The organism is Pseudoduganella violaceinigra DSM 15887 (assembly GCF_000425385.1).
Taxonomy (GTDB): Bacteria; Pseudomonadota; Gammaproteobacteria; order Burkholderiales; family Burkholderiaceae_D; genus Rugamonas; species Rugamonas violaceinigra.
Window position 1 is genome coordinate 39535 of record NZ_AUDI01000026.1, and the last position, 22753, is coordinate 62287.

General features: G+C 63.7%; 21 protein-coding genes. 6 read left to right on the forward strand and 15 right to left on the reverse strand.

The features are described 5' to 3' along the window. Positions 1-42: 42 nt before the first annotated feature. From H597_RS0115370 to H597_RS0115395, 6 genes are read right to left on the reverse strand one after another with little or no spacing between them, the layout of a single operon-like run. Complete coding sequence (locus tag H597_RS0115370) at positions 43-1275, reverse strand: argininosuccinate synthase (protein ID WP_028102925.1); 1233 nt, start codon at positions 1273-1275, stop codon at positions 43-45. A 7-nt stretch (positions 1276-1282) separates the two neighbouring features. Further along, entirely contained in the window at positions 1283-2224 is a 942-nt protein-coding gene (gene argF / locus H597_RS0115375) for an ornithine carbamoyltransferase (RefSeq protein ID WP_035374385.1), read from the reverse strand. Positions 2225-2269: 45 nt separating this feature from the next. Next, positions 2270-5104 (reverse strand): tetratricopeptide repeat-containing sensor histidine kinase, encoded by a 2835-nt coding sequence (locus H597_RS0115380; RefSeq protein WP_035374386.1) that lies wholly within the window; start codon positions 5102-5104, stop codon positions 2270-2272. 10 nt (positions 5105-5114) lie between these two features. After that, positions 5115-6014 carry a ribosome small subunit-dependent GTPase A gene (gene rsgA, locus H597_RS0115385; RefSeq protein ID WP_028102928.1) on the reverse strand — a complete coding sequence of 300 codons (900 nt, stop codon included), beginning with the start codon at positions 6012-6014 and terminating at the stop codon, positions 5115-5117. Further along, positions 6011-6352 carry a 4a-hydroxytetrahydrobiopterin dehydratase gene (locus H597_RS0115390; RefSeq protein ID WP_028102929.1) on the reverse strand — a complete coding sequence of 114 codons (342 nt, stop codon included), beginning with the start codon at positions 6350-6352 and terminating at the stop codon, positions 6011-6013. The genes rsgA and H597_RS0115390 overlap by 4 nt, the downstream gene beginning before the upstream one ends. A gap of 8 nt (positions 6353-6360) precedes the next feature. Further along, positions 6361-7632, reverse strand: coding sequence for a M48 family metallopeptidase (locus H597_RS0115395; RefSeq protein WP_028102930.1), 1272 nt, complete (start codon positions 7630-7632; stop codon positions 6361-6363). 57 nt (positions 7633-7689) lie between these two features. Here H597_RS0115395 and orn point away from each other — a divergent pair, with 57 nt between their 5' ends. Continuing rightward, entirely contained in the window at positions 7690-8277 is a 588-nt protein-coding gene (gene orn, locus H597_RS0115400) for an oligoribonuclease (RefSeq protein ID WP_028102931.1), read from the forward strand. A gap of 73 nt (positions 8278-8350) precedes the next feature. On the opposite strand, the gene H597_RS0115405 is transcribed toward orn, so the two are convergent. The 5 genes from H597_RS0115405 to H597_RS0115420 all read right to left on the reverse strand — a co-directional run bounded on the left by H597_RS0115405 (position 8351) and on the right by H597_RS0115420 (position 12368). Beyond that, entirely contained in the window at positions 8351-8557 is a 207-nt protein-coding gene (locus tag H597_RS0115405) for a hypothetical protein (protein WP_028102932.1), read from the reverse strand. A gap of 21 nt (positions 8558-8578) precedes the next feature. After that, positions 8579-8767, reverse strand: a complete 189-nt coding sequence (locus H597_RS0115410) for a hypothetical protein (RefSeq protein WP_028102933.1) — start codon at positions 8765-8767, stop codon at positions 8579-8581. 15 nt (positions 8768-8782) lie between these two features. Then, positions 8783-8971, reverse strand: coding sequence for a hypothetical protein (locus H597_RS34855; protein WP_154668125.1), 189 nt, complete (start codon positions 8969-8971; stop codon positions 8783-8785). 164 nt (positions 8972-9135) lie between these two features. Beyond that, on the reverse strand, positions 9136-10509 hold the full coding sequence (locus H597_RS31105; protein ID WP_051293832.1) for a DUF1501 domain-containing protein: 1374 nt from the start codon (positions 10507-10509) through the stop codon (positions 9136-9138). Between the two features lie 14 nt (positions 10510-10523). After that, complete coding sequence (locus H597_RS0115420) at positions 10524-12368, reverse strand: DUF1800 domain-containing protein (RefSeq protein ID WP_083941119.1); 1845 nt, start codon at positions 12366-12368, stop codon at positions 10524-10526. Positions 12369-12565: 197 nt separating this feature from the next. On the opposite strand from H597_RS0115420, the gene H597_RS0115425 reads away from it, so the two are divergent. Further along, complete coding sequence (locus H597_RS0115425) at positions 12566-14206, forward strand: beta propeller repeat protein (RefSeq protein ID WP_154668126.1); 1641 nt, start codon at positions 12566-12568, stop codon at positions 14204-14206. A 37-nt stretch (positions 14207-14243) separates the two neighbouring features. Here H597_RS0115425 and H597_RS0115430 read toward each other — a convergent pair whose 3' ends face one another. Together H597_RS0115430 and H597_RS0115435 are read right to left on the reverse strand one after the other, a co-directional pair. After that, complete coding sequence (locus tag H597_RS0115430) at positions 14244-15065, reverse strand: crotonase/enoyl-CoA hydratase family protein (RefSeq protein WP_229632182.1); 822 nt, start codon at positions 15063-15065, stop codon at positions 14244-14246. A gap of 157 nt (positions 15066-15222) precedes the next feature. Next, the gene (locus H597_RS0115435) at positions 15223-15912 is read right to left on the reverse strand and encodes a UPF0149 family protein (RefSeq protein ID WP_028102937.1); all 690 of its coding nucleotides are present in this window, start codon (positions 15910-15912) and stop codon (positions 15223-15225) included. A 67-nt stretch (positions 15913-15979) separates the two neighbouring features. Here H597_RS0115435 and H597_RS0115440 point away from each other — a divergent pair, with 67 nt between their 5' ends. Both H597_RS0115440 and H597_RS31110 read left to right on the forward strand, forming a co-directional pair. Beyond that, complete coding sequence (locus H597_RS0115440; protein WP_051293833.1) at positions 15980-16957, forward strand: serine/threonine protein kinase; 978 nt, start codon at positions 15980-15982, stop codon at positions 16955-16957. Between the two features lie 173 nt (positions 16958-17130). Further along, positions 17131-19350 (forward strand): coiled-coil domain-containing protein, encoded by a 2220-nt coding sequence (locus H597_RS31110; protein WP_051293834.1) that lies wholly within the window; start codon positions 17131-17133, stop codon positions 19348-19350. 100 nt (positions 19351-19450) lie between these two features. Here H597_RS31110 and H597_RS0115450 read toward each other — a convergent pair whose 3' ends face one another. Together H597_RS0115450 and H597_RS0115455 are read right to left on the reverse strand one after the other, a co-directional pair. After that, a complete protein-coding gene (locus H597_RS0115450) occupies positions 19451-19813 on the reverse strand; it encodes a DUF8785 domain-containing protein (RefSeq protein WP_028102939.1) in 363 nt (120 codons plus the stop codon). After that, the gene (locus H597_RS0115455) at positions 19810-20844 is read right to left on the reverse strand and encodes a DUF475 domain-containing protein (protein ID WP_028102940.1); all 1035 of its coding nucleotides are present in this window, start codon (positions 20842-20844) and stop codon (positions 19810-19812) included. The genes H597_RS0115450 and H597_RS0115455 overlap by 4 nt, the downstream gene beginning before the upstream one ends. Positions 20845-20912: 68 nt before the next feature. Here H597_RS0115455 and H597_RS0115460 point away from each other — a divergent pair, with 68 nt between their 5' ends. Both H597_RS0115460 and H597_RS0115465 read left to right on the forward strand, forming a co-directional pair. Next, positions 20913-21332: a divergent PAP2 family protein gene (locus H597_RS0115460; RefSeq protein WP_028102941.1), complete on the forward strand. Its 420-nt coding sequence runs from the start codon at positions 20913-20915 to the stop codon at positions 21330-21332. Positions 21333-21547: 215 nt separating this feature from the next. Then, on the forward strand, positions 21548-22732 hold the full coding sequence (locus tag H597_RS0115465) for an efflux RND transporter periplasmic adaptor subunit (protein ID WP_028102942.1): 1185 nt from the start codon (positions 21548-21550) through the stop codon (positions 22730-22732). Positions 22733-22753: the final 21 nt, after the last annotated feature.

Sequence of the window (22753 nt, forward strand, 5' to 3'; positions counted from 1 at the left end):
AACGGGCCGCATGGGCGGCCCGTCCGTCGTGGCGGAATGGTGTTACTGTCCGCGCTTGTTGCGTGCGTTGGCGGCGATGCGCATGCGCAGCGCGTTCAGCTTGATGAAGCCGCCCGCGTCGGCCTGGTTGTAGGCGCCGCCGTCTTCATCGAAGGTGGCGATGGTCTGGTCGAACAGGGAATCGGTCTTCGAATCGCGGGCCACCACGATCACATTGCCCTTGTACAGCTTGACGCGTACCCAGCCGTTGACGGTGGCCTGTGTGTGGTCGATCAGGGTCTGCAGCGCAACGCGCTCCGGTGCCCACCAGTAGCCGTTGTAAATCAGCGAAGCGTAGCGCGGCATCAGGTCGTCCTTCAGGTGGGCCACTTCGCGGTCCAGGGTGATCGACTCGATGGCGCGGTGCGCCTTCAGCATGATGGTGCCGCCCGGGGTTTCATAGCAGCCGCGCGATTTCATGCCGACGTAGCGGTTTTCCACCAGGTCCAGGCGGCCGATGCCGTGCTTGCCGCCCAGGCGGTTCAGCTCTGCCAGCACGGTGGCGGGCGACATGCGCTTGCCGTTCAGGGCCACGATGTCGCCCTTTTCGAATTCCACATCCAGGTATTCCGGCTGGTCCGGCGCCGCTTCCGGGCTGACGGTCCAGCGCCACATCGATTCCTCGGCTTCGGCGCTTGGGTTTTCCAGGTGGCGGCCTTCGAAGGAAATGTGCAGCAGGTTGGCGTCCATCGAGTACGGCGCGCCGCCGTTCTTGTGCTTCATGTCGATATCGATGCCGGCGTCTTCCGCGTACTTCAGCAGCTTTTCACGCGACAGCAGGTCCCACTCGCGCCATGGCGCGATCACGCGCACGCCCGGTTTCAGCGCATAGGCGCCCAGCTCGAAGCGCACCTGGTCGTTGCCCTTGCCGGTGGCACCGTGCGAGATGGCGTCGGCGCCGGTCTGGTTGGCGATCTCGATCAGGCGCTTGGCGATCAGCGGACGCGCGATCGAGGTGCCCAGCAGGTATTCGCCTTCGTACACGGTGTTGGCACGGAACATCGGGAACACGAAATCGCGCACGAACTCTTCGCGCACGTCGTCGATGAAGATGTTCTCCGGCTTGATGCCGAACTTCAGCGCCTTGGCGCGCGCCGGTTCCAGCTCTTCGCCCTGGCCCAGGTCGGCGGTGAAGGTCACGATCTCGCACTGGTAGTTATCCTGCAGCCACTTCAGGATCACGGAGGTGTCCAGGCCGCCGGAGTAGGCGAGGACTACTTTTTTAACGTCGCTCATGGTTTTCTCAGTCAGTTGGGTGTTCGGTATCGATGCGGCCAAGGAGTAAATACTCGATCAGGGCTTTTTGCACATGCAGGCGGTTTTCGGCTTCGTCCCAGACCACGGATTGCGGGCCGTCGATGACGTCGGCGGCCACTTCCTCGCCGCGGTGGGCTGGCAGGCAGTGCATGAACAGGGCGTCCGGCTTGGCGCGCGCCATCTTGGCCGCATCCACGATCCAGCCGTCGAAGGCCTTCAGGCGGGCGGCGTTTTCCTCTTCATAGCCCATCGAGGTCCACACGTCGGTGTTGACCAGGTCCGCGCCTTCGCAGGCGTCGGACGGGTTGGCGAAGAAGGTGAAGCGGTCGGTCGAGACCAGCGACATGTCCATGTCGTAGCCGTGCGGCGTGGAGACATTGACGTGGAAGCCGAAGACTTCGGCCGCCTGCAGCCAGGAATACAGCATATTGTTGGCGTCGCCCACCCAGGCCACCACCTTGCCCTTGATCGAGCCGCGGTGCTCGATATAGGTGAAGATGTCGGCGAAGACCTGGCACGGGTGATGCTCGTTGGTCAGGCCGTTAATCACCGGCACGCGCGAATAGGCGGCGAAACGCTCGATGATGTCCTGGCCGAAGGTGCGCACCATGATGATGTCGCACATGCGCGACATGACCTGGCCGGCGTCTTCCACCGGTTCGCCGCGGCCCAGCTGGGAATCGCGGGTGTTCAGGTAGATCGCGGCGCCGCCCAGCTGGTGCATGCCGGCTTCGAAGGAGAGGCGGGTGCGGGTCGAGTTCTTGTCGAACACCATGACCAGGGTGCGGTCGATCAGGGGATGGTAGATCTCGTAGGCTTTGAACTTGCGCTTGATTTCCGCGGCGCGGGCGATCACGTATTCGTACTCCTCCAGGCTCAGGTCCTTGAACTGGAGATAGTGCTTGATGCTTTTAGGTGGTATAGACATCTTTGCAAAGTTTTGCTGCGGTGGGCTAAAGATTATACGGGCATTTCAATAAATGGTGGCCGGGCGTTCGGGGTCGTGGCTGGGCGCCGTGATTGGTAGGTCCAGCGTGAAGGTGGTGCCGGCGCTGCCGCTGGCCACGGCAATCTGGCCGCCCAGCAGGGAGGTGACGATGTTGTAGCTGATCGATAGTCCCAGCCCCGAACCGCCGTGCCCCAGCTTGGTGGTGAAGAAAGGGTCGAAGATGCGCCCCAGGTTTTCCGGGGCGATGCCGCTGCCGTCGTCGCTGAAGGCCACCAGCACGCGGCCTTCCACCGGCGTGGTGGCGCGCAGGCGCATCTGGCCGCCTTCGCGCCCGTCGAAGGCGTGCAGCAGGGAGTTGTTGATCAGGTTTGTGATGACCTGGCCGAAGGGGCCGGGATAGCTGTCAAGCATGACCAATTCCGGTACGTCGAAGTCGATCAGGTGGCAATCCTTGCGGATGCGGTTCATCACAGTGGCGACGATTTCATGCGTCACCTGGTGCAGGTTGAAGATGCGGCGCTGCTCGGTGGTGCGGTCAACTGCCACCTGCTTGAAGCTCGACACCAGGTCGGCCGCGCTGTGCAGGCCGCGCATCACCAGGGCGGAAGCGGTGCGCGTGTCGTCGATAAAGGCCAGCAGTTCGGACTTGCGCAGGCCCGGGCCCTTGACCGCCGCCTCCAGCTCATTGGTTTTCTGCTCCAGCGTGCTGGCGATCAGCAGGCTGTTGCCGATCGGCGTATTCAATTCATGCGCCACGCCCGCCATCAGCGAGCCGAGGGCGGCCAGCTTTTCCTGCGACACCAGCTGCGACTGCGCTTCTTGCAACTGGCTGTAGGCATGGGCATTATCCAGCGCGATGGCGCCGTAAGCGCACAGGGTGCGGAAGATCAGGCGTTCGCGTTCGCCGTAGGCATTGGCATGCATGGCCTGCACCGTCATCACGCCCAGTACCCGCTCGCCCACCAGCAGGGGCACGTACAAGGCGCTGCGGCTGGCCGCCGTGCCGGGCGTGACCAGGCTGTCGCGTTCGGGCGGGATCTCGCCGATATACACCTCGCGCCGCTCGCGCAGGCACTGCGCGGTGTAGGCGGTGGCGTGGTCGACGGCGATGGCGTTGCGCGGCAGCGCCTTGCCGGCCTCCACGCCGAACGCCCGTTCCAGCTTGCTGCCGGAGGCGTCGACCAGGTAGACGGCAAAGGTATTGGCCGAGAGCAGGGCGTGCGTATGGCGGTCCAGCGCCTGGAAGACGGCGCGGGCATCGAGGTGGGTGGTGATTTCCTGGCCGATGGCCGACAGCCGTTCCAGCAGCTTGCTGGTCTGCTGCAGCACTTCGGCGCGGCGCGCCTCCGACATGGCCAGTTCGCGGTGGTGCATGCCTTCGGCGCGCGCCTGCTCGGTCTGGTGGTGCACCTGCATGGCGATGGCGCGGCTGGTCGCTTCCAGCGTATGGGTCTTTTCGCGCGCCGCGCTGGCGGCCGTCGACATGGCATAGGCGCGGCTGAAGTCGCCCAGGCGCGCATACTCGGCGCCCAGGGCGTCATACAGGTCGCCCGGCACCGTATAACCCTTGATGGTCTGGGCCGCCTCCAGCGCCTTGTGCAGGTAGTGCAGGCGCGCGTTGGGCGCTGCCATGCCAGGCGGCGACGACAGCTGCAGCTGGCCGTGGATCAAGGCCAGCACGCGCAGCGCGGCCACGTGGTGGAAGACATTATGGTGGCGCGCCGCGCGCTCCACCGCCAGCTGCGCCATGTCCAGCGCCTCCAGCGAGCGGTTCAGGTAGCACAGGGCATGCGCCTGGCCGCGCAGGGCGACGATCTTGAAGTCGCCCTGCTGCAGCGCCTCGGCGCGGTCCGACAGGCGCTGGAACGCGTCCAGCGCTTCGCCGAAATCCTTTTTGTCCAGACACAGGTCGCCCAGGTGCTGCAGGGCGATGGCGTAGCTGCGGCCGTTGGCCTGCGGCGCCAAAATCACCAGGGCTTCGCGCAGCAGCTCCTCGGCCGCATCGAGCCGGCCTAGGCGGCGCACGATGTCCGCCGTGTGCACCAGGCAGGAGCCGATGCTGCGCGGCCAGCCGGTCGGTTTGGCCAGCTCCATGGCGCGCTGCATCCACTCCAGGCCGGAATGGTGGTCGTTCAGCTGCGAGAATTTTTCCGCGATATTGGTGGCAGCAGTTGCGGCGGCCCGGATCTGGCCGGTTTCCAGCGCCGCCTCGTAGCTGCGGATATAGAAAGCCGCCGAATTGCCGATGTCGCCGGCCTGGCTGGCGGCGATGGCGAAGAAATCGTTGATCCAGCATTCCACGCCGGGCGGCGCGTCCTGCTCCAGGTTGAAGCGCTTGCCCCAGCGCTCAGTGGCGGCATGCAGGTCGCGCAGCGCCGCCCAGCGTGCCTGCACCGCGTCGGCGATGGCGGCGCGCTGTTCGTCGTCCGCCGCGTGGGCGGCCTCGGAGCATGCTTCCAGCTCGGCGTCGCGCTGGGCGTGGTTGCCGCGGTCGACGGAGATCCAGGCTTTCAGCCAGTGCGCATCGGCCCGTCCAGCATGGTCGCCCTGCGCGGTAAAGACGTCCTGCGCGCGGGCGGCCAGGGCGGCGCCGGCCTCCAGCTCGCCGTCCAGCCAGCGGATCTCGCCGTCGACCAGTTGCAAGCGCGCTTCCAGCTGCGCTCTGTTAGCTTCCGGCAGCTGGGCCGACGGCAGCAGCTCGGCCGCCTCCTGCGCCAACTGGCGCGCACGCTTGCCGTCGCGCTGGCGCAGGTGCCAGGCCAGGGGCAGCAGCACCGGCAGCCGCGCCATGCCGCGCAGCGGCAGGAGCTCGAGCTCCCACTGGGCAACGGCGTCGTCGTCGGCAAACAGCTGCTGCATGGGCGTCCTGTCAGTAAAGCGTTTGCGAAGACTCGTGCAGCAGCTGGCCGTACAGGGTATGCCGCATCGTCGCGATCTTGCCCTCGTTGACCGCTTCCAGCACGGCGCACTGCGGCTCGCTCAGGTGCCGGCAATTGTAGAAACGGCAGTTGCCAAGATAGGGCTGGAAGTCCCGGAAGGCCCGTTCCAGCATGCCTTCGCTCAGGTGATACAGGCCGAACTCCTGGAAGCCCGGCGAATCGATCACGCTCGAACCGGGCCCCACGTGGTACAGGCGGGTGAAGGTGGTGGTGTGCTTGCCGGTATCGAGCGCTTCGCTGATTTCGCGGGTGGCGATATCGGCGTCCGGCACCAGCAGGTTGATCAGGGACGACTTGCCCATGCCGGACTGGCCGATCAGGATCGAGGACTGCCCCTGCAGCAGCGGCGCCAGCGCGGCGCCGGTCTGCTCCGGCAGGCCGGTCGCCGACACCTCCAGCACTTCATAGCCCATGGCCGCATACACTTGCAGGCGCTTGCGCGCGTGTTCGAGCATCTCCGTGACGTCCACCTTGTTCAGCAGCAGGCGGACGTGGATGCCGGCCGCCTCCGCCGCCACCAGGGCGCGCGACACCAGGTCGTCCGAGAAGCTGGGCTCCGTTGCGACCACGATGAAGAGCTGGTCGACATTGGCCGCCAGCAGCTTGGATTTGTACTGATCGGAGCGGTACAGCAGGGTCTTGCGCTCCTGGATCTTGTCGATCACCGCCTGGTCGGGCGACGTCAGGGTCAGGTCGACCAGGTCGCCCACGGCGACATTGGTCTTCTTGCCGCGCGTGACGCATTGCAGGCGCTGGCCTTCCGCTTCCGCCAGGTAGTGGCGACCGTGGGCTGCGATGATGGTACCGGTGCGTTGCGTTCCCTTGCTCATGCCTGGCCCAGTGCATCGGCCTTGGCGGCGCAGATGAAATCGTTGATCGACAAGCCGTTCACCGAGTGCGTGTCATAGCGCACCTGGCAGGTCTTGTAGTCCACCACCAGCTGCGGGTGGTGATCTTCGCGGTGGGAGATGAAGGCCAGCGCGTTCACAAAGGCCATCGTCTCGTAGTAGTTGTTGAAGCCGAAGGTGTTCACCAGCTTGCCGCTGGCCATGCTCCAGCCGTCCAGCAACTGGACCAGACGCAAGGCTTCCGGCGCGTCCAGGGCTTGGGTCTGGTGGCTGCAGCGCAGCGCGCGCAGGTCGGCTGCGGTGTGGATGTTCGCTGTCATGAGCGCTGTCATTGGGATACTGCCAGGTTGAGTTGACGGATCCGCACGCTGGCGGGCGGGTGCGAATCGTAGAAGGCTGAATGCAGGGGATCGGGCGTCAGGGTCGAGGCATTATCCTCGTACATCTTGACCAGGGCCGACACCAGGTCGCGCGCGTCGGTATGCTTGGCGGCGAAGGCATCGGCCTCGAACTCGTGCTGGCGCGAGCTGAGCGAGGTCAATGGGCCGAACAGGAAGGTAAATACCGGCAGCACCAACATGAACAGGATCAGCGCCAACGCGTCGTTGGACTGGCCGGGCACGATGATCGGATTGACGCCCAGGCCGGTGTAGAACCACAGCTGGTTTTTCAGGTAGCCAAGCAGGGCCAGGAAGCCGAGCGAGAGTCCGAACATCACCACGATACGCTTGATGATGTGCTTCAGCTTGAAGTGGCCCAGTTCGTGCGCCAGCACCGCTTCCACCTCCTGCGGCGACAGACTGGAGACCAGGGTGTCATAGAACACGATGCGCTTGGCCGCGCCGAAGCCGGAGAAGTAGGCATTGCCATGGGCGCTGCGCTTGGAGCCGTCCATCACGAACAGGCCCTTGGAAGCGAAGCCCACGCGCGCCATCAAGCCTTCGATGCGCTGCTTCAGCGACTCGTCGGCCAGTGGCGTGAATTTATTGAACAGGGGCGCGATGAAGTTGGGGTAAAGCGCCATCACCAGCAACTGGAAGCCGCACCACACGAACCAGGCGTACAGCCACCACAAGCTGCCCGACTTCTCCATCAGGGCCAGGATGACCCACAGCAGCGGCAGGCCGATCACGGCGGCGATGCCGACGCCCTTGGCCATATCGAAAAAGAACAGGCCCTTGCTCATCTTGTTGAAACCGAAGCGCTCTTCCAGCGTGAACTGGCGGTAGTAATCGAGCGGCAGGTCGATCAGGCCGGACACCAGGGCGAACGCCAGCACCAGGCCAAGCTGGTACAGCATGCCGCCGCCGGTGGCGTTGAACACGGCGGCCGACAGCCATTGCAGGCCGCCCAGCAAGGTAAAGCCCACCAGCGCGAGGCTGGAAATGAGCATGTTCACCAGCCCAAGCTTGGTGCGCGCGATGGTGTAATCGGCGGCCTTCTGGTGCGCCGCGAGGGGAATCTTTTCAGCGAAATCAGCCGGCACGGCGGCACGGTTCTGCATCACATGGCGGATGTGGCGCGAAGCGAGCCAGAAGCGCACCAGCAAGGTCGATACTAAAAATGCAATGAACAAAAACGAAAACGCGTGTGAATACATTCTATGCCTGTGAGAAAATGGCGGATTAATCTGCCTTATATTGCCTTAGAGAGAATTATGTCACAAGCGAACGACACCCCAGCAACCCCGGCAACCCCACAGCGCCCGAATGAGATGAACCTGGTGTGGGTGGATATGGAAATGACCGGCCTGGAGCCCGAGACCGACCGTATCATTGAAGTGGCCATGGTGGTCACCGACATGCACCTGAACATCCTGGCCGAGGGCCCGGTGCTGGCGATCCACCAGTCGGACGCGACGCTGGACAAGATGGATGCCTGGAACAAGGGTACCCACGGCCGCTCCGGCCTGATCGAGCGCGTCAAGGCGTCGACCGTGAGCGAAGCCCAGGCCGAAGCCGAGCTGATCGCCTTCATGCGCCAATGGGTACCGAACGGCAAATCGCCGATGTGCGGCAATACGATCGGCCAGGACCGCCGCTTCATGGTCAAGTATATGCCGAAGCTGGAAGCGTTCTTCCACTACCGCAACATCGACGTCTCGACCCTGAAAGAACTGGGCCGCCGCTGGAAGCCGGAAATGGTGTCCGGCTTCAAGAAAGCGCAAAAGCACACCGCGCTGGCCGACATCATCGAATCGATTGAAGAACTGAAGTACTACCGCGAACACTTCATCAAACTGTGATCACGGCCGAGCCCGTGGCAACCTTGGGGTCAGGCTCTTGGGTTGCCACGGGCTCTACTTTTAAGCCGCTGGCTTAAGGAAGGGCATTGCCGCAGCGTACCCAGCAATCTTCCCACCAGTCGCTGCAGGCTTGGCGTGCTTCAGCGTCATGCCCGGCCTGGGCCAGGCAACGGTCGCGGCCGACGCGGCAATTCCAATCGCAATTGCGGTCGCCCGCGACAGCGGCCAAGCTGGCGCCGCAGCCAACGGCAAACACAAACACCGCAAACAGTTTCTTCATATTTCGCTCTTCAAAATTGGTTTAACCGCAGGATTGATTGCAGTTGTCGTATGCTTCCCAGCAGGCGCCTTGGGCATCGACATTGCCGCCCGCATTCTTCAGGCAGATACGGTAGGCGACGCCGCAGCGGTACTCGCAGCTGGTGGCTGCAGCGGTAAGGCTGGCGCCGACGCCGACGGCAAACAGGAAGACGGCCAATACTTTTTTCATGATGTGCGCTCCTGATTAAGGGATGTCGTTGCCGCAACGTACCCAGCAGCTCAGCCAGCGGTCGTAGCAGTCATCCCCGCCATTGCGCGCGCAGACTTCCTGGTCGACGGCGCACCAGTATTCGCAAGACCGATTCCCCGCAACGGCACTAAAGCTCGCGCCGAGTCCCACGGCGAACACAAATGCCGCAAATAATTTTTTCATGTTTCTATCTCCACTTTGTTGATGTCATTGTTGTAAAGCGGGTGTTAGCATAAAAATAATTATGGATCGACGTCAATCTTTATTTTTCATAAATAGTTACCCCCATCCTGTCGAGCTTGTGGCAAGCAAAGAGCCTGACCCCAAGGTTGCCACGGGCGCGGCCGTTAGAGCATGAAGCCCAGGTCTTTCACGGCGAAGTTCGCCAATTCGTTCTTGAAGACCTGGTTTTCCAGCGCGTCGGCTTCGGCGCCGAACCAGCGGCCCAGGGTGGCGCCGTATTGCTGGTTGGAGAGCTGGGGTATCCAGGCGCCGCGTCCGGTGGCGTCATCCTTGCCGCCCAGGACGAAGTCGGGGAAGCGGCCGTATAGCCCGCCTTTCACCGCCGCGCCGACGATTAGCTGGTGGTTGCCCCAGGCGTGGTCGGTGCCGCCGCTGTTCGGCTGCAGGGTGCGCCCGAAGTCGGACATGGTGAAGGTGGTTACTTTCTGCTCCGCGCCGATTTCGCGCAGCGCGTTCTGGAAGGCGGCCACCGATTGCGATACCTGGCGCAGCAGGTCGAATTGCTGCCATGCCTGGCCGCTGTGCGTGTCGAAGCCGCTGAGCGATACAAAATACACTTGCCGCCCCGGTCCTTGCAGGGCGCGCATGCGGATCAGCTGCGCCACTGTTTTCAGCTGCTGTGCAATGGCGTAGCCGGGGAAGACCGTCTGCAGCGCGCTTCCGCCATTCGTGGCGGCCTGCAGGTCTTTGGCCAGCTCCAGGCCGTTCAGCAGCGATTTGTTGGCTGCGGTGGCGATCAGGTTGGGATTGCTCGCCGATAGCGCTTGCACCAGGGCGGCGCGCCGCTTGTCGGCTTCGCTCTGCGGCCAGAAGTTCATGCCCGCGACGCTCAGTTGTCCATTCCCCGGCAGCAGGTTGCTTTGCACCGTGGTGCCGGAGGCGAACAGGCCGTTGGCGCCGACCGATACCGCATCCAGGTCGCCATGCGCGCCCAGCGCATCGGCCAGCCGGCCGCCCCAGCCGGTGCCGGCGGCCGAGGGCGTTCCGGCCTGGTTTTGCAGGTTCTGGTCGGGATGCGAGAACAGCTGCGGCGGCACGCCGGCGCCGCCCTGGTACTGCGCCTTGGTCAGCGGCTGGCGCAGGTTGCCGACATTGAGCAGTGCCGCCACCTGGCCTTGCGCGTACAGCGCATCGATCTCCGGCATGCCGTAATGGAAGGCGAAGGGTTGGTTGCTGCCGTCCTGCAGCCGCGCGTTGCGCGCCGCCAGCAGGGTCTTGGCGTTGACCGAGAGGGCCAGGCCGCTGCTGCCGCGGATGCTGTTGTAGGCGGCGTAGTGCGCGGCGTCCAGCGGCACGATCATATTGTTGCCGTCATTGCCGCCATACATGTACAGGCAGACCAGTGCCTTGTAGTCGGATACGGCGGCTTGCGCCGGGCGGGTCATGCCCAGCAGACCCAGGGTGGACATGGCACCCAGCATGCCTACCTGCGCACTGGCGCCAAGGAAGCGGCGGCGCGACATTTTATCGTTGCTCATGATGGTGTCCTTTCTTACTGCTGTACGGCGAAGTCGGCCGCAATGGCGGTCAGGTAGAGGGCGGTGATGGCGCGCTGCTTGAGGTCGGTCGTGGCGAGCAGCGTGGCGCCGATCGCGGCACGCGTCGAGGGCGTCATGCGTCCTTGCAGCAGGGTGGCGTCGACCAGGTTGAGCAGGGCGGTCGGGTTGCCGGCGACGGCCTGGTAGGGGGCCAGGTTGATGCTCACCATGCCGGCGTAATTGCCGGCGATGAAGGCGTACAGGAAGTCGGCCCGGCCCACGGCTTGCGCCGGGGTATACAGCTGGAATTCCGGGCCGGACATTGCCGGGTTGCCGGGCAGCGGCGCCAGCGGCGAGTAGAAGTTGAATACGCTCGGCGCCTGCAGCAGGCGTTCGCCAAGCAGGAAGTAGTCCCAGAACAGGTTCTGCGGATTGAGCACGGTGGCGCCCGTGGCACGGAACAGGCTCAGGCTGTGCAGCATCGGGTCTTTCAGCTTGCCGGCGGTGGGGGCGACAACCAGCGCTTCCGGATCCATCAGTACGGCGTTCAGCGTCGCCTTCAGGTCGCCGCGCCCGTTCGGGCCATAGGCGAACACATTGGCCACCCGTTCGATGTAGGCTGGACTTGGATTGCTGGTGGTGAAGGCGCGGATCAGGCGCACGGCGATGAAAGGCGGCAGGTTGGGGTGGTTGAGCAGGTTCTGCATCACGCCGTCCAGGTCCTGCACCGTGCTTTGGCCGGCGGGCAGGCTGGCGCCGTTCAGCAATACCTTGGCGCCCTTGTCGTGCATGCTGTCGCGCGGCTGCAGCGGGCCGGTAAAGTTTTCCCAATTGCTGCTGGTGAGGTTGCTGCCGGTATAGGTCCAGCCGCTCAGGGCGCGCGCCATCTGGGCGATGCTGTCCTGGGTATAGCTGGGGATGGGTGCGCCGTTGCGGTCGCGCTGCACGCTGCCGTCCTGGTTCAGCATGACCGGGCCGATAGTGAACAGTTGCATGACTTCGCGCGCATAGTTTTCGTTCGGCGCTGGTACGCGGCTGTTGGCGAGGTCGAGGTATTTGCCCATCGACGGGTTGAGCGTCATTTCGCGCAGCAGGTTGCCGAATTTGCCGAAGGCGTGCTTGTCCAGGGTCGCCAGCCAGGGCAGCAGTTCGTTGGCGTTGTTGTTCTTGTCGGCGGACACGACGAAGAGCTGCGACAGCGCGAAGAGCATGCGCTGGCGTACCTGGTCGGGAGCGTTCACCATATTCATGTACCAGCCGTTGCGCAGGGCGTTCATGTCGGTGGTTTGGGGCAGTGGCGTGGCCGGCATGCTGTATTGCTGGTTCAGCCAGGCTTGCGCACCCATCTGTTTGACGGCGGCAATGCTGGCGGCATTGGGTCCGAAGGTGGCGCGCTCCAGCAGGCGGGCTGCGGCCACAGTGGCGGGATCGGCAGCCGGCTGCGGGCCGATGGTGCCAGGAGCGGGCGAGGGCGTGGGCGGCGTGGTGGCGCCCGTGCTGGTGCTGGCCGCGCTCAACGTGAGTTTAGTGCTGGCGCTGAGCTTGGGCGTAGTAGCCGTGGTGCCGGTCACGGTGATGACCGCATTGGGCGGCATGCCCTTGGGCGCCACGTATTCGCCGTTCTGGGAATTCAGCGTGCCGACGCTGGCGTTGCCGCCCGGGATGCCATTGACGGCGAAATTCATGTAGACGCCCTTGCCGTCGACCTTGCCGAGGAACCAGACCGTGCGGCCCAGTTCCACCGAGGCATTTTTTGCTGTGTGCGTGATCTCGACCGTGGTGGCCGAAACCAAGGCCGGTATACCCGATAGGCTTATCAGGCAGGCGAGCGCCCAGGCCCTGTATTGGGATAGTTGCATGGTTGTCCCCTGTTGAAGTGGCGGTCAGGCCGCCGGTCCTTTCGCTACAGCAAGGCGTGTGCCAGCTTGCAACTGCCTAGGGCGTACAGGGTAAGGGCACAAAATTTGTCAGCAGCAAGGCGGCCGACGGCGACAAAACCTGTCAGTTAAGCGTTTTCCGAGTGGCGTTGTGGCAGTTTTTGTACAACCAGTAAGGTTTGGACATTGCAAGAAATTTATTTTCCATTGGGAATCAATTATCATTTCGTGCTAGCAATGTCATTGATAAATTTACCAATTGGAGCTGTATGAATTTGAATCAGTTCGTCCTGAGTGCAGGTCTGCTGCGGGTTTTCGCACTGCCGATCCTGATCCTTGGCGGAGCCGCACCTTCGGTTTCCGTGGCCGCACCCATAAAGACGGAGCAGAGCGCGGTAGCCATCAGTATCACCAGCAATACCAGCCAGATCGATACCTTTGACCGCCTGCGCCTGCAGCGTATGGGATCGAGCCAGGACGTCGTGCTGAAGAAGACCGAGAAGCTGGTCTCGCGCGGCACCAGCTTATTCACTGGCACCTTGCCTGCCGGTGAATACAAAGTCGCTTTGCTGGAGGACACCAAATCCCACCTGAATCTGCAATTGACGGAGGATAGCGGATATGTCGGCAATTTCCGCGTGAAAGGCGGCGGCCCGGTAGACCTTGGTCGTTTGATTATCACGCCCGTCAATCTCAAAGTGTTTGTGGGCCGTAGCAGCCGCGTGACCAGCAATGTGCCGCTGCTGAAGGTCTATGCGCCGGAACAGGCGCCGCTGTTCGAGAAGGAAGCGGGCGGCGGCTGGTCGGAGCCGCGCCGCCCGGACGACAAGGTGGAGGAATACGCCATCAGCAAACCCGGGGATTTCGACTGCATCACCGAAAAAGACGGGATTGTCCTGGCCGGTGGCCGCATGGGTACCTTGATGCAGCGCCAAGTGACTGGCCAATGGCTGGCATTAAGCGGCCCGAGCATCGCAGCGCTGAGTTGCGCTTTGCCCGTCACCTTGCCGAATGCCGACCTGCTGGTGACCGGCGAGTTCGGCACGCTGTTGCGCCATGCCAAGGGCGACGCCAAGCTGCTGCCGGTATCGACCGGCGACCTGCCATTCGGCCACCTGCTGCGCATCGTTGGAAACGGTGTCGGCGGCTGGTATATCGCCGGCCTGCGTGGCGATACGGTGAGCCTGCATTATTCGCAGACGCTGGAAAACGGCAAGTGGACGGAAGTCCGCAGCGAAAAGATCGAACGCTTACCAGGACGGCAGGGCCTGCGCTTCTGGATTTGGCCTATCGCCAATGGCCTTGCTTATACGACGGGGCGCGACACGATTCAGACGCTGGACTTTGCCACCCGCCAGTGGAGCGCCCTGGCCCTGCCTGAAAAGCAGAAATTCTCCAGTCTGAAGATCAGCCCGAGCGGCACGTTGGCAATCGCCGGCGGCGGCAAGCATTTTGTTTCATACGACGCCGGCAAGCACTGGGACCCGGTGAAGGTCACCTTGCCGAAAGGGGTTGTGGACGTCGGGCCGGTTCAGCAAATGGCCGACGGCGCATTCGTGATGCAAAGCCTGAACAATGCCCAGAAGAGTGCGATCTATCGCAGCGCCGACAAGGGGCAGAGCTGGCAGGTGATGAAACAGTTTGACTGGCCATACCGCGTACAGGTCCTGAAGTCGGTCCCATTGCTGCAAATCGGGGACGAGAGCAGTTTCGGCTTCGTGTCCTTGAGCAGTTCGACTGACGGCGCGAACTGGAAATCGGAATACTCCAGCTTCGACCGCGAGTTCGACGAACGGGAAAAGAAGCGCAAGGCGAAATAGGCCGCCTTGCGCTTCCCGCGTGAAGTACCCGGCGCGCCTAGTCCTTGAACGCCGGCGCGCGCTTGGCCATGCTGGACATCATGGCTTCCTGCAGGTCGGCCGACATCAGCATGGCCGCGTTCCAGGTGGCGTTGTAATTGAGGCCGTCGGCGACCGAATGGTCGCGCGCGTAGGTGATCATTTCCTTGACCCCGCGCACGGCCAGCGGGGCCTTGGATGCGATGTCGGCGGCGATTGCGCGCACGCCTTCGCGCAGCGCTTCCGGCGATTCGAATACGCGATTCACCAGGCGGATGTCCCTGGCTTCGGCCGCATCGACCTTGCGTGCGGTATAGGCCAGTTCGCGCGCCATGCCTTCGCCGATCAGGCGCGGCAAGCGCTGCAGGGTGCCCACGTCGGCCGTCATGCCGATATCGATTTCCTTGATGGTGAACCAGGCGTCCGCCGAGCAGTAACGCATGTCGGCACAGGTGACCAGGTCGATTCCGCCGCCCACGCAGGCGCCATGCACCGCGGCCAGTACCGGCTTGCGGCAGCGTTCCAGGCTGGTCAGGGTGTCCTGCAGGTCCAGGATGATGCGGCGCAGCGATTCGCGCATGCGGCCATCGCAGTCGTTCTGGATTTGCCGGCCCAGGCCCATCATCATCTGCAGGTCGATGCCCGCCGTAAAGGCCTTGCCTTCGCCCTCCAGCACTGCGACGCGGATGTCGGGCGTGTCGTCCACGTAGCGGAAGGCGCTGCGGATGTCATGCCACATTTGCAGATTCATGGCGTTCATCTTTTCCGGCCGGTTCAGCCGCACGGTGGCGATATGGGCTTCGACGCTGATGGTGACTGTTTCCAGCACTGGCATGCTCATTGGGTGTCTCCTCGATGATAAGGAGGGCAATTATGGCAGTGCCACCAGCCATGTTTTAGAGTAAATACGCTAATGCGGATAGGGGGGGCGGAATTTGGCATTCGGCGTAAAAAAGCCCGCAGGTGGCGAGCTCTCGGGCTCTCGGGAGCTGGGGCGCTTATTGCTCGGCGCCGTGGCACTTCTTGTACTTCTTGCCGCTGCCGCACGGGCAGTCGTCGTTGCGGCCGACTTTCGGCTCTTCGTGCTTGACCGTGGTGACGCCGGTCTTGCGGCGCGGTACCCACCATTTATGGATGGCCGGCAGGTTGGCTTCGATGTCCAGGGCCAGTTGGTGGGCTTTGATCGGATCTTCCACTTCCGGCAGTTCTTCCGGCTTGATCTCGTCGGCGCCGAGCAGGTAGATCGGGCGCATCAGCGGGGCCGCTTCGGAATCCCAGATCGCGTCCCAGGAACCTTCGCGCAGCTCCATGCCGTCCCAGAAGCCCCAGCACCAGGCTTCGGCGTTCAGCAGGACCTTGCCGTCGTGCTCGTGCTCGACGAACAGTGGCTCGAACTCTTTCGGCGCCACTTCAAAGGTCACCAGCACTTCGTTCATGAAGCGGGTGATCAGGTTGTAGATGCGCTCTTCCTGCTTCGGATTCTTGAATTTCGGCCCATCCTTGCGGTCTTCGCCCCAGATGCTTGGCAGCCATTCGGCCGGGGTGATCGGCTCCGGGCCGATGGCGATGGCGGTCAGGTAGCCATGCAGGTGGTCCATCGTCATGGAATCCTCAGGGCTCTGGTCGCCCAGCAGGAAGTTATCGAGTTCGTCGAACTCTTTGTCGGACAAAGGCTGGTCGAGTTGCATGGCTTGGTGCTCAATTTATTAGGGTCGAAGGGCGACAGTATACGCCCTGGCCCTTACAATTGCGAATATGACCCATTCTTTCCTTGAACTGAGCCCCGACCGGGTGCTCGACGCCCTGGCCAGCATCGGCCTGTTTGGCGATGGCCGCCTGCTGGCGCTGAACTCCTACGAAAACCGTGTCTACCAGGTGGGCATGGAGGAAGGGCCGCCGGTGGTGGCCAAGTTCTATCGCCCGGGGCGCTGGACCGACGGGCAGATCCTGGAAGAGCACGCTTTCGTCCAGGAATTGCAGGAGCGCGAAGTGCCGGCCGTGCCGGCACTGGCGCGCGATGGCCGTACCCTGCATGAATTCGAAGGTTTCCGCTTCGCCGTGTTCCCGCGCCATGGCGGGCGGGCGCCGGAGATGGACGATCCCAAGGTATTGGAGTGGACGGGCCGCTTTATCGGCCGCATCCACGCGGCGGGCGCGGCGCGGCCGTTTGCAACGCGGCCGACGCTGGACCTGGCCTCCTTCGGCGAAGAACCGCGCGACTGGCTGCTGGCCCATGACTTCCTGCCGGCGGAGCTGGTGGCGCCCTGGCGTTCGGTGGTGGACCAGGCGCTTGAGGGTATCAAGCGCTGCTACGAGAGGGCAGGGCAGGTCGAACTGATACGCCTGCATGGGGATTGTCATGGGGGCAATGTTTTATGGACGGACGCCGGGCCGCACTTCGTCGACTTCGACGATGCGTGCATGGGGCCGGCGGTGCAGGACTTGTGGATGATGCTGTCCGGCGAGCGCAGCGACATGGTGCGGCAAATGAGCGATATCCTGGCCGGATACGAGGATATGCGCGAGTTCGACCCGCGCGAATTGTACCTGGTGGAAGCGCTCAGGACGTTGCGGCTGATCCACTACTCGGCCTGGCTGGCGCGCCGCTGGGATGATCCCGCGTTCCCGGCGGCGTTTCCGTGGTTTAATACGCAACGATACTGGCAAGATCGTATCCTCGAATTGCGCGAGCAGATCGCGCTGATGGACGAGCCGCCGCTCTGGCCAGTTTAAACGCTAAGACCGATACGCGGCTGCACCGGGCGTGTCTGACCCTGCGGGTCTGACACAGGTTTACCGGTTTTAAAACAAGAATTACCGGGAATTCCCCGCTTTCTTCAAGCGCTTCACCCCCGCAGCTTCCAACCATAATGGCAGCATCACCCTAAAAGCCAAGCGAGAGCCTCATGCAAGCACAACTGCCGCCATCCTCCGAAGCCGCGCCCGACCGCGCCGAGCATGAGAAAGCCGAGCTGAAAGCCATTACCGAAGCCATCGCCCGCGTCGAAGCGGAAGCAAAAGCCCAGTGCGCCGCCGAATCGCGCGCCGTGGCCGAAGCCCGGGCCCGCGCCCTGGCGGAAGACCGCGCCGCCCTCGAATCCGCCGCTGCCGCCGCCGCGGTGCAACACGCTGAGGCCGCCGAAGAAGCCATCCGGATCAACAAGGAGCGCCTGGACACCCTGCGCGCCGCCGCGTCGGCCAGCGTGGCCCGCCTGGAAGCGGTCAAGCAGGAGACTGCCGAACTGCGCGCCCGCGTCGATGCCGACATCCAGGTGCGCGTGGCCGCCGAACTACGCGCCCGGGCGGAAGAGGAAAGCCGCCGCCGCGCCGCCGAGCAGGTGGCGGAAGAAGAAAAGCTGACCGAACTGGCCGCCAAGGCCGCCGAAGAACTGGCCGCGCAAGCCGAGCAGGCCCGCCTGCAGGCGGCCGAACGCGCCGCCGCCGTGCAGGCAGCCCATGACGAAGTGGTCGGCGTGGCGTCCGCCGACGCGCGTATGGCCGTCATGGCCCGCGAACGCGGGCGCCAGGCCCACGCCGCCCGCATGACCGCCGAGCAACTGGCCAATACCGAGGCCGAAGCACTGGAGGTGACGCGCCAGCGCGAGCGCGCCGACCAGGTGGCGCTGGAAGCGGCCTTCAAGCGCGCCACCGCCGAGGTGCGCGCCTTGGAAGAAGCCCGCGCCCTGGCCCACCTGGAGCAGGAGCGCGAGCAGATCGCCCTGGCCAAGGCCGAATCCGACCGCAGCGCCGCCCAGTCTCTGCATCTGCGCCTGCAAACCGAAAAAGAGATCCGCGACGCCGCCCAGCACCGTGAGCGCGTCGAAGCCATGGCCGCCACCGCCGCCCAGGCCCGCCGCGACGCCGACGCCCAGATCATCGCCGCCACCGAGCGCCGCATCGAAACCGACCGTGAGCTGCACGCCATCTCCATGGCCCGTGTGGAAGCGGAGCAGCAGGCCGACTTCGAAACCCGTGCCCGCCTGGAGGCGGAAGCCGTGGCGCTGGAACAGTTCAAGCTGCGCGAACAGGCCGAGCAGGCTGCCGCCGAACAGGCCCGTATCGAAACCGAAGAGCACCAGCGTGCCGCCGCCGCCGCCGCCGAGCGCAGCGAGCTGTCAGCACGTTCCGCCGCCGTTGCCGCGCAGCAGGCCGCCGCCGAGCGCATCGAACGCGATGCCGTGGCCGCCCAGCTGGCGATCGCCGAGGAAGCCAATGCGCTGGCCCAGGAAAAAGCCGCTGCCGCCGTGCGTCTGGCCGATGCCGAGCGCGCCCGTGCCGAGGCGGAGCAGGAAGCGCTGAATGCCATGAATGAACGCATCGTGGCCGAGGAAATGGCCGCCGCCGCCGCTGTGGCGCGCGCCGATGCCGAACGTGCCGGCGCCGCCGAAGCGCGCCGCAAGGCCGCCGCCGATGCCCGCCTGCAAGCTTCTGTCGAGCAGGAAGCGATGGCGGTGCGCGTCATGGCGGAGCAGGTCGAGCGCGACGCCGCCAATCGGGCCGCCGCGGCGGAAGCGGCCGCTGCCCAGGCCCGGCTAGCCGTGGAGCTGGGCCGGGTGCAGGCGGAACGCGCCCAGGCCGAGCAGGCCCGTGTCGCCGCCGAGGAATCGCTGCTCAAGTCCGAGCTGGAATTCGTGGCCAAGGAGCGCGATACGCTGTTGCTGATCGACCAGAAGCTGGTGCAGCAGAGGGCCGCCAATGCCGCCGAGGCGCGTGCGGCCAAGGCGATCGAACTGCGCGTGGAGCTGGAGAAGAAGGCCGCCGCCGCCGCCAAATCGCGTGCCGATGCCGAAGAGCAGCTCGTGGAAGTGGCGCGCCTGCGGGAAGCGGCTGAGGAAGCCGCCAACCAGGCCGAATGGGCCAAACTGGCGGAGCAGAAGACCCTGGTCGATACCGTCCACGCGCATGCCGAGCTGCAGCGCCGGGTGACCGCGACGACGGCGGCGATGGTGGAGTCGAAGAAGAAATTGCTGGAGCAGGAATCGCGCCGCCAGCATGCGGCGCAGAATATGCTGAATGCGATGGAGGAGCGGGCTGCGCAACCGGCCGATGAGCATTCGGAGACCATGGCGCGCGATGTGATTGGGCGCTTGAAGGAAACTGCCGGCGCCGTCTGGCGCGGGCGCTAAACCGGCAAACCGGTGTCTGACCCGCAGGGTCAGACACCTATCCTATGGCGGGCGCGGGCCGCCGTGTCAGACCCTGCGGGTCTGACACAGGTTTACCGGTTTAAGGCTGAACGTCCACCGACTCAACAAAATACTGCGTATCGCCGAAGCACGAAGTCGGCACACCCTTATGCTGGGCATAATGCAGTACCACGCGCTTGCCGGCGGCAGCGCCGATCTTGGCCGCCACCGCATCATCCTGCACGGTAAATTCGAACTTCTCCGGAATCGCTCCCGGCATCGAGGTCAGCAGGATTTCGCCTTCCCAGGTTTTGCAAACCCAGCCGCGCTTGGAAAACTTCTGCAGATACCCGGCGCGCTCGCCCTCCGAATACGAATAGCTCAACGCCATCCACACATAAGCTGCAAACAGCAGCGCCACGGCGGCCAATAGGCCACCGGCAATCACCAACACACGGCTCATTCAGACTCCTGGGGATGTAACTTCTTATATTTAAGGGAAGACCACAGCGAAACACCAATAAACGCCACCCCGGACAGGCCCGTGACCCATTCCGGAATGTGATACTTGACGCTGGCAAACATGATCAGGGCCAGGATGCCGATCGCATAGTGCGCCCCATGTTCCAGGTAAATGAATTCGTCCAGCGTGCCTTTGTGCACCAGGTAGACCGTCAGCGAGCGCACGTACATGGCGCCGATCGCCAGGCCCAGCATGATGATCACCACGTCGCTGGTGATGGCAAAGGCGCCGATCACGCCGTCGAAGGAGAAGGACGCGTCCAGCACTTCCAGGTAGAGAAAGCCGCCGATCGAGCCGCCGGCCACCGCCTTGCCGACCTCGCCATGCCCTTCCTCCTCCAGCAGGCTGCTGACCCAGCCAACGCCCACATAGATGGCGGTGCCGATCACACCGGAATAGAGCACGGTGTAGCGCTTGGCTTCCGGCACCATCTGCACGCACAGCACCACGGCGACCAGGGTCAGCAGGACGGCCAGGCTTTCCGTGCCGTATTTGCCGACTTTTTCCTCGAACCAGTGGATCCAGTGCACGTCCTTTTCCTGGTCGAACAGGAAATTCAGGAAAACCAGCAGCAGGAAGGCGCCGCCGAAGGCCGCTACTTCCTCATGCACCCCCATCAGGTGGCGCGAATATTCTTCCGGCGTTTGCAGCGCCATATTCCATACCGACAGCATGTCCAGCCCGGTTGCGGCGGCCACGATGGCCAGCGGGAAGACCAGGCGCATGCCGAACACGGCCACCAGGATACCGACCGTCAGGAACAGCTTCTGCCAGAACGCATTCCAGTTTTTCAGGACCGAGGCGTTGACCACCGCATTGTCGAAAGAGAGCGAAACTTCCATCACGCCCAGTACGCCGGTGATCCACAGCGCCGTCAGCGCCGCCGATGGGCCGCCGTGGCGATAGCCCCACCAGGCCGCCAACCCCATCAGGATGAAGGTGGCGATGATCGAAATCCTAAAATGCTTCATTATTTGCTTGCTATTAATATTGTTGGAGCGCCGATTATAATGGGGGATTACCCATAAGGACGCCATAAATGGATCTTGCTTACCTGCTGACCCCGCTTTTGACCTGGATCACCGTCGGTCCGATCAAATTCCTGATTAACAGTATCAAAGCCCGCAAATGGGCCTTCAACCTGGTCGGAAACGGCGGTTTCCCGTCCAACCACAGCGCCGTCGTGTCCAGCATGGCCACCCTGATCGCCCTGCGCGAAGGCATGGGCCACCCGGCGTTCGGCGTCGCCGTCACGCTGTGCTTCATCGTCATCATCGATGCCAACAGCCTGCGCCAGCACGTCGGCCGCCAAGCGGCCGCCATCAACCGCCTGGCCAAGGATGCCACGGACCACACATGGCTGCGCGAACGGATGGGCCATACCGTGATTGAGATCAGCGGCGGCCTGCTCACTGGCATCGCCATGGGCCACATCGTTTTTGCCCTGTTCCCTCGCTGAAAATCCCTGGGATTGCTACATTGGTGTAGCAATCCTTTCCCTCCGTCCATTCGCCATTTTTGCGGTTCATCCGCGAATCCTGCAGTCCAGCCCCAAAAACCGGCAGTCTGGCCCCAGGTGAATTGACACTCTCCCCTGGTAATTGGATACTTTTGCACGCTGCGGAAGTATGCATTCAATATTCAAATAAGCCGTCCACCAAACTGGAGATTCAAATGTTGCGTAAAACCCTATTAGCTATCGCCGTTGCTTCTGCGCTGGTCGCCTGCGGCAAGTCCGACAAGGCGCCGGAAGCCGGCAAAGCCAGCGCTTCGGCGACTGCCGAAGCCAAAGGCAAGGGCGAGGACAAGAAACTGGCAACGCTGCAGGTCTCCTCTGAAGATCTGGTGACGGTGGAAAGCAATGCGCTGTCGTCCGGCCCGGTGGTCACCGGTTCGATCCAGCCTGAACGCAAGGCCGACCTGCGCGCCGAAGTGGGCGCCGTCGTCATGCAGGTGCTGAAGGAGAACGGTGAAGCGGTGAAGAAGGGCGACCTGCTGGTGCGTCTGGATGATACTTCGCTGCGCGACGCGCTGAACTCGGCCCAGGAAGCGGTGCGTGCATCGTCCCAGTCGCTGGACCAGGCCGAGCGCGTGCTGGCGCGCCAGAAAACCCTGAAGGCCTCCGGCATGGTGTCCTCGCAGGTGCTGGAAGATGCTGAAGTGCGCCGCAATAATGCCCAGTCCGACCTGTCGGCCGCCAGGGCCCGCCTGGTGGCCGCCAATCAGCAGCTGACCCGCACCCTGGTGCGCGCGCCGTTCGACGGCATCGTCTCCGAACGCAAGGTTTCTGCCGGCGACACCGCCCAGATCGGCAAGGAGCTGGTGAAAGTGGTCGACCCGGCGTCGATGCGCTTTGAAGGCCGGGTGTCCGCCGACGCGGTGGGCGTTGTGAAGGCAGGGCAGGGCGTGGTATTCGCCATCAACGGCTACCCTGGCCAGAACTTCCTGGGCAAGGTCAAGCGCGTCGATCCGGCCGCCAACCCGGTCACCCGCCAGGTCGAAGTGCTGGTCGAATTCGCCGACAAGAATCTGCCGCGCGTGGCCGGCCTGTTCGCCGAAGGCCGCATCGAAGCGGAAACCACCTCCGCCCTGATGGTGCCGGAATCGGCCCTGGTCAAGCAGGGCGACACCACCTACGTGTGGAAGGTCAAGGACAAGGCGCTCGCCAAAGCCACCCTGCAGATGGGCGCACGCGATGCGCGCAGCGGCAACTGGCAGGTGCAGACCGGCCTGGCCAAGGGCGACCTGGTGATGCGCACCCCGGCCTCCGGCTTCCGCGACGGCCAGAAGGTCGATATGCAAGTGGCCAAGACGGTCGCTTCCGCCTCCGTGCCGGCCGACGCAGCCAAAGGCAACTAAGGTCAACAAGGGCAGCAAGCA

Coding starts and splice junctions, on each gene's coding strand:
- H597_RS0115370 (WP_028102925.1), bottom strand. CDS start 1,275: ATGAGCGACGTTAAAAAAGTAGTCCTCGCCTACTCCGGCGGCCTGGAC.
- argF (WP_035374385.1), bottom strand. CDS start 2,224: ATGTCTATACCACCTAAAAGCATCAAGCACTATCTCCAGTTCAAGGAC.
- H597_RS0115380 (WP_035374386.1), bottom strand. CDS start 5,104: ATGCAGCAGCTGTTTGCCGACGACGACGCCGTTGCCCAGTGGGAGCTC.
- rsgA (WP_028102928.1), bottom strand. CDS start 6,014: ATGAGCAAGGGAACGCAACGCACCGGTACCATCATCGCAGCCCACGGT.
- H597_RS0115390 (WP_028102929.1), bottom strand. CDS start 6,352: ATGACAGCGAACATCCACACCGCAGCCGACCTGCGCGCGCTGCGCTGC.
- H597_RS0115395 (WP_028102930.1), bottom strand. CDS start 7,632: ATGTATTCACACGCGTTTTCGTTTTTGTTCATTGCATTTTTAGTATCG.
- orn (WP_028102931.1), top strand. CDS start 7,690: ATGTCACAAGCGAACGACACCCCAGCAACCCCGGCAACCCCACAGCGC.
- H597_RS0115405 (WP_028102932.1), bottom strand. CDS start 8,557: ATGAAGAAACTGTTTGCGGTGTTTGTGTTTGCCGTTGGCTGCGGCGCC.
- H597_RS0115410 (WP_028102933.1), bottom strand. CDS start 8,767: ATGAAAAAAGTATTGGCCGTCTTCCTGTTTGCCGTCGGCGTCGGCGCC.
- H597_RS34855 (WP_154668125.1), bottom strand. CDS start 8,971: ATGAAAAAATTATTTGCGGCATTTGTGTTCGCCGTGGGACTCGGCGCG.
- H597_RS31105 (WP_051293832.1), bottom strand. CDS start 10,509: ATGAGCAACGATAAAATGTCGCGCCGCCGCTTCCTTGGCGCCAGTGCG.
- H597_RS0115420 (WP_083941119.1), bottom strand. CDS start 12,368: ATGCAACTATCCCAATACAGGGCCTGGGCGCTCGCCTGCCTGATAAGC.
- H597_RS0115430 (WP_229632182.1), bottom strand. CDS start 15,065: ATGAGCATGCCAGTGCTGGAAACAGTCACCATCAGCGTCGAAGCCCAT.
- H597_RS0115435 (WP_028102937.1), bottom strand. CDS start 15,912: ATGCAACTCGACCAGCCTTTGTCCGACAAAGAGTTCGACGAACTCGAT.
- H597_RS0115440 (WP_051293833.1), top strand. CDS start 15,980: ATGACCCATTCTTTCCTTGAACTGAGCCCCGACCGGGTGCTCGACGCC.
- H597_RS31110 (WP_051293834.1), top strand. CDS start 17,131: ATGCAAGCACAACTGCCGCCATCCTCCGAAGCCGCGCCCGACCGCGCC.
- H597_RS0115450 (WP_028102939.1), bottom strand. CDS start 19,813: ATGAGCCGTGTGTTGGTGATTGCCGGTGGCCTATTGGCCGCCGTGGCG.
- H597_RS0115455 (WP_028102940.1), bottom strand. CDS start 20,844: ATGAAGCATTTTAGGATTTCGATCATCGCCACCTTCATCCTGATGGGG.
- H597_RS0115460 (WP_028102941.1), top strand. CDS start 20,913: ATGGATCTTGCTTACCTGCTGACCCCGCTTTTGACCTGGATCACCGTC.
- H597_RS0115465 (WP_028102942.1), top strand. CDS start 21,548: ATGTTGCGTAAAACCCTATTAGCTATCGCCGTTGCTTCTGCGCTGGTC.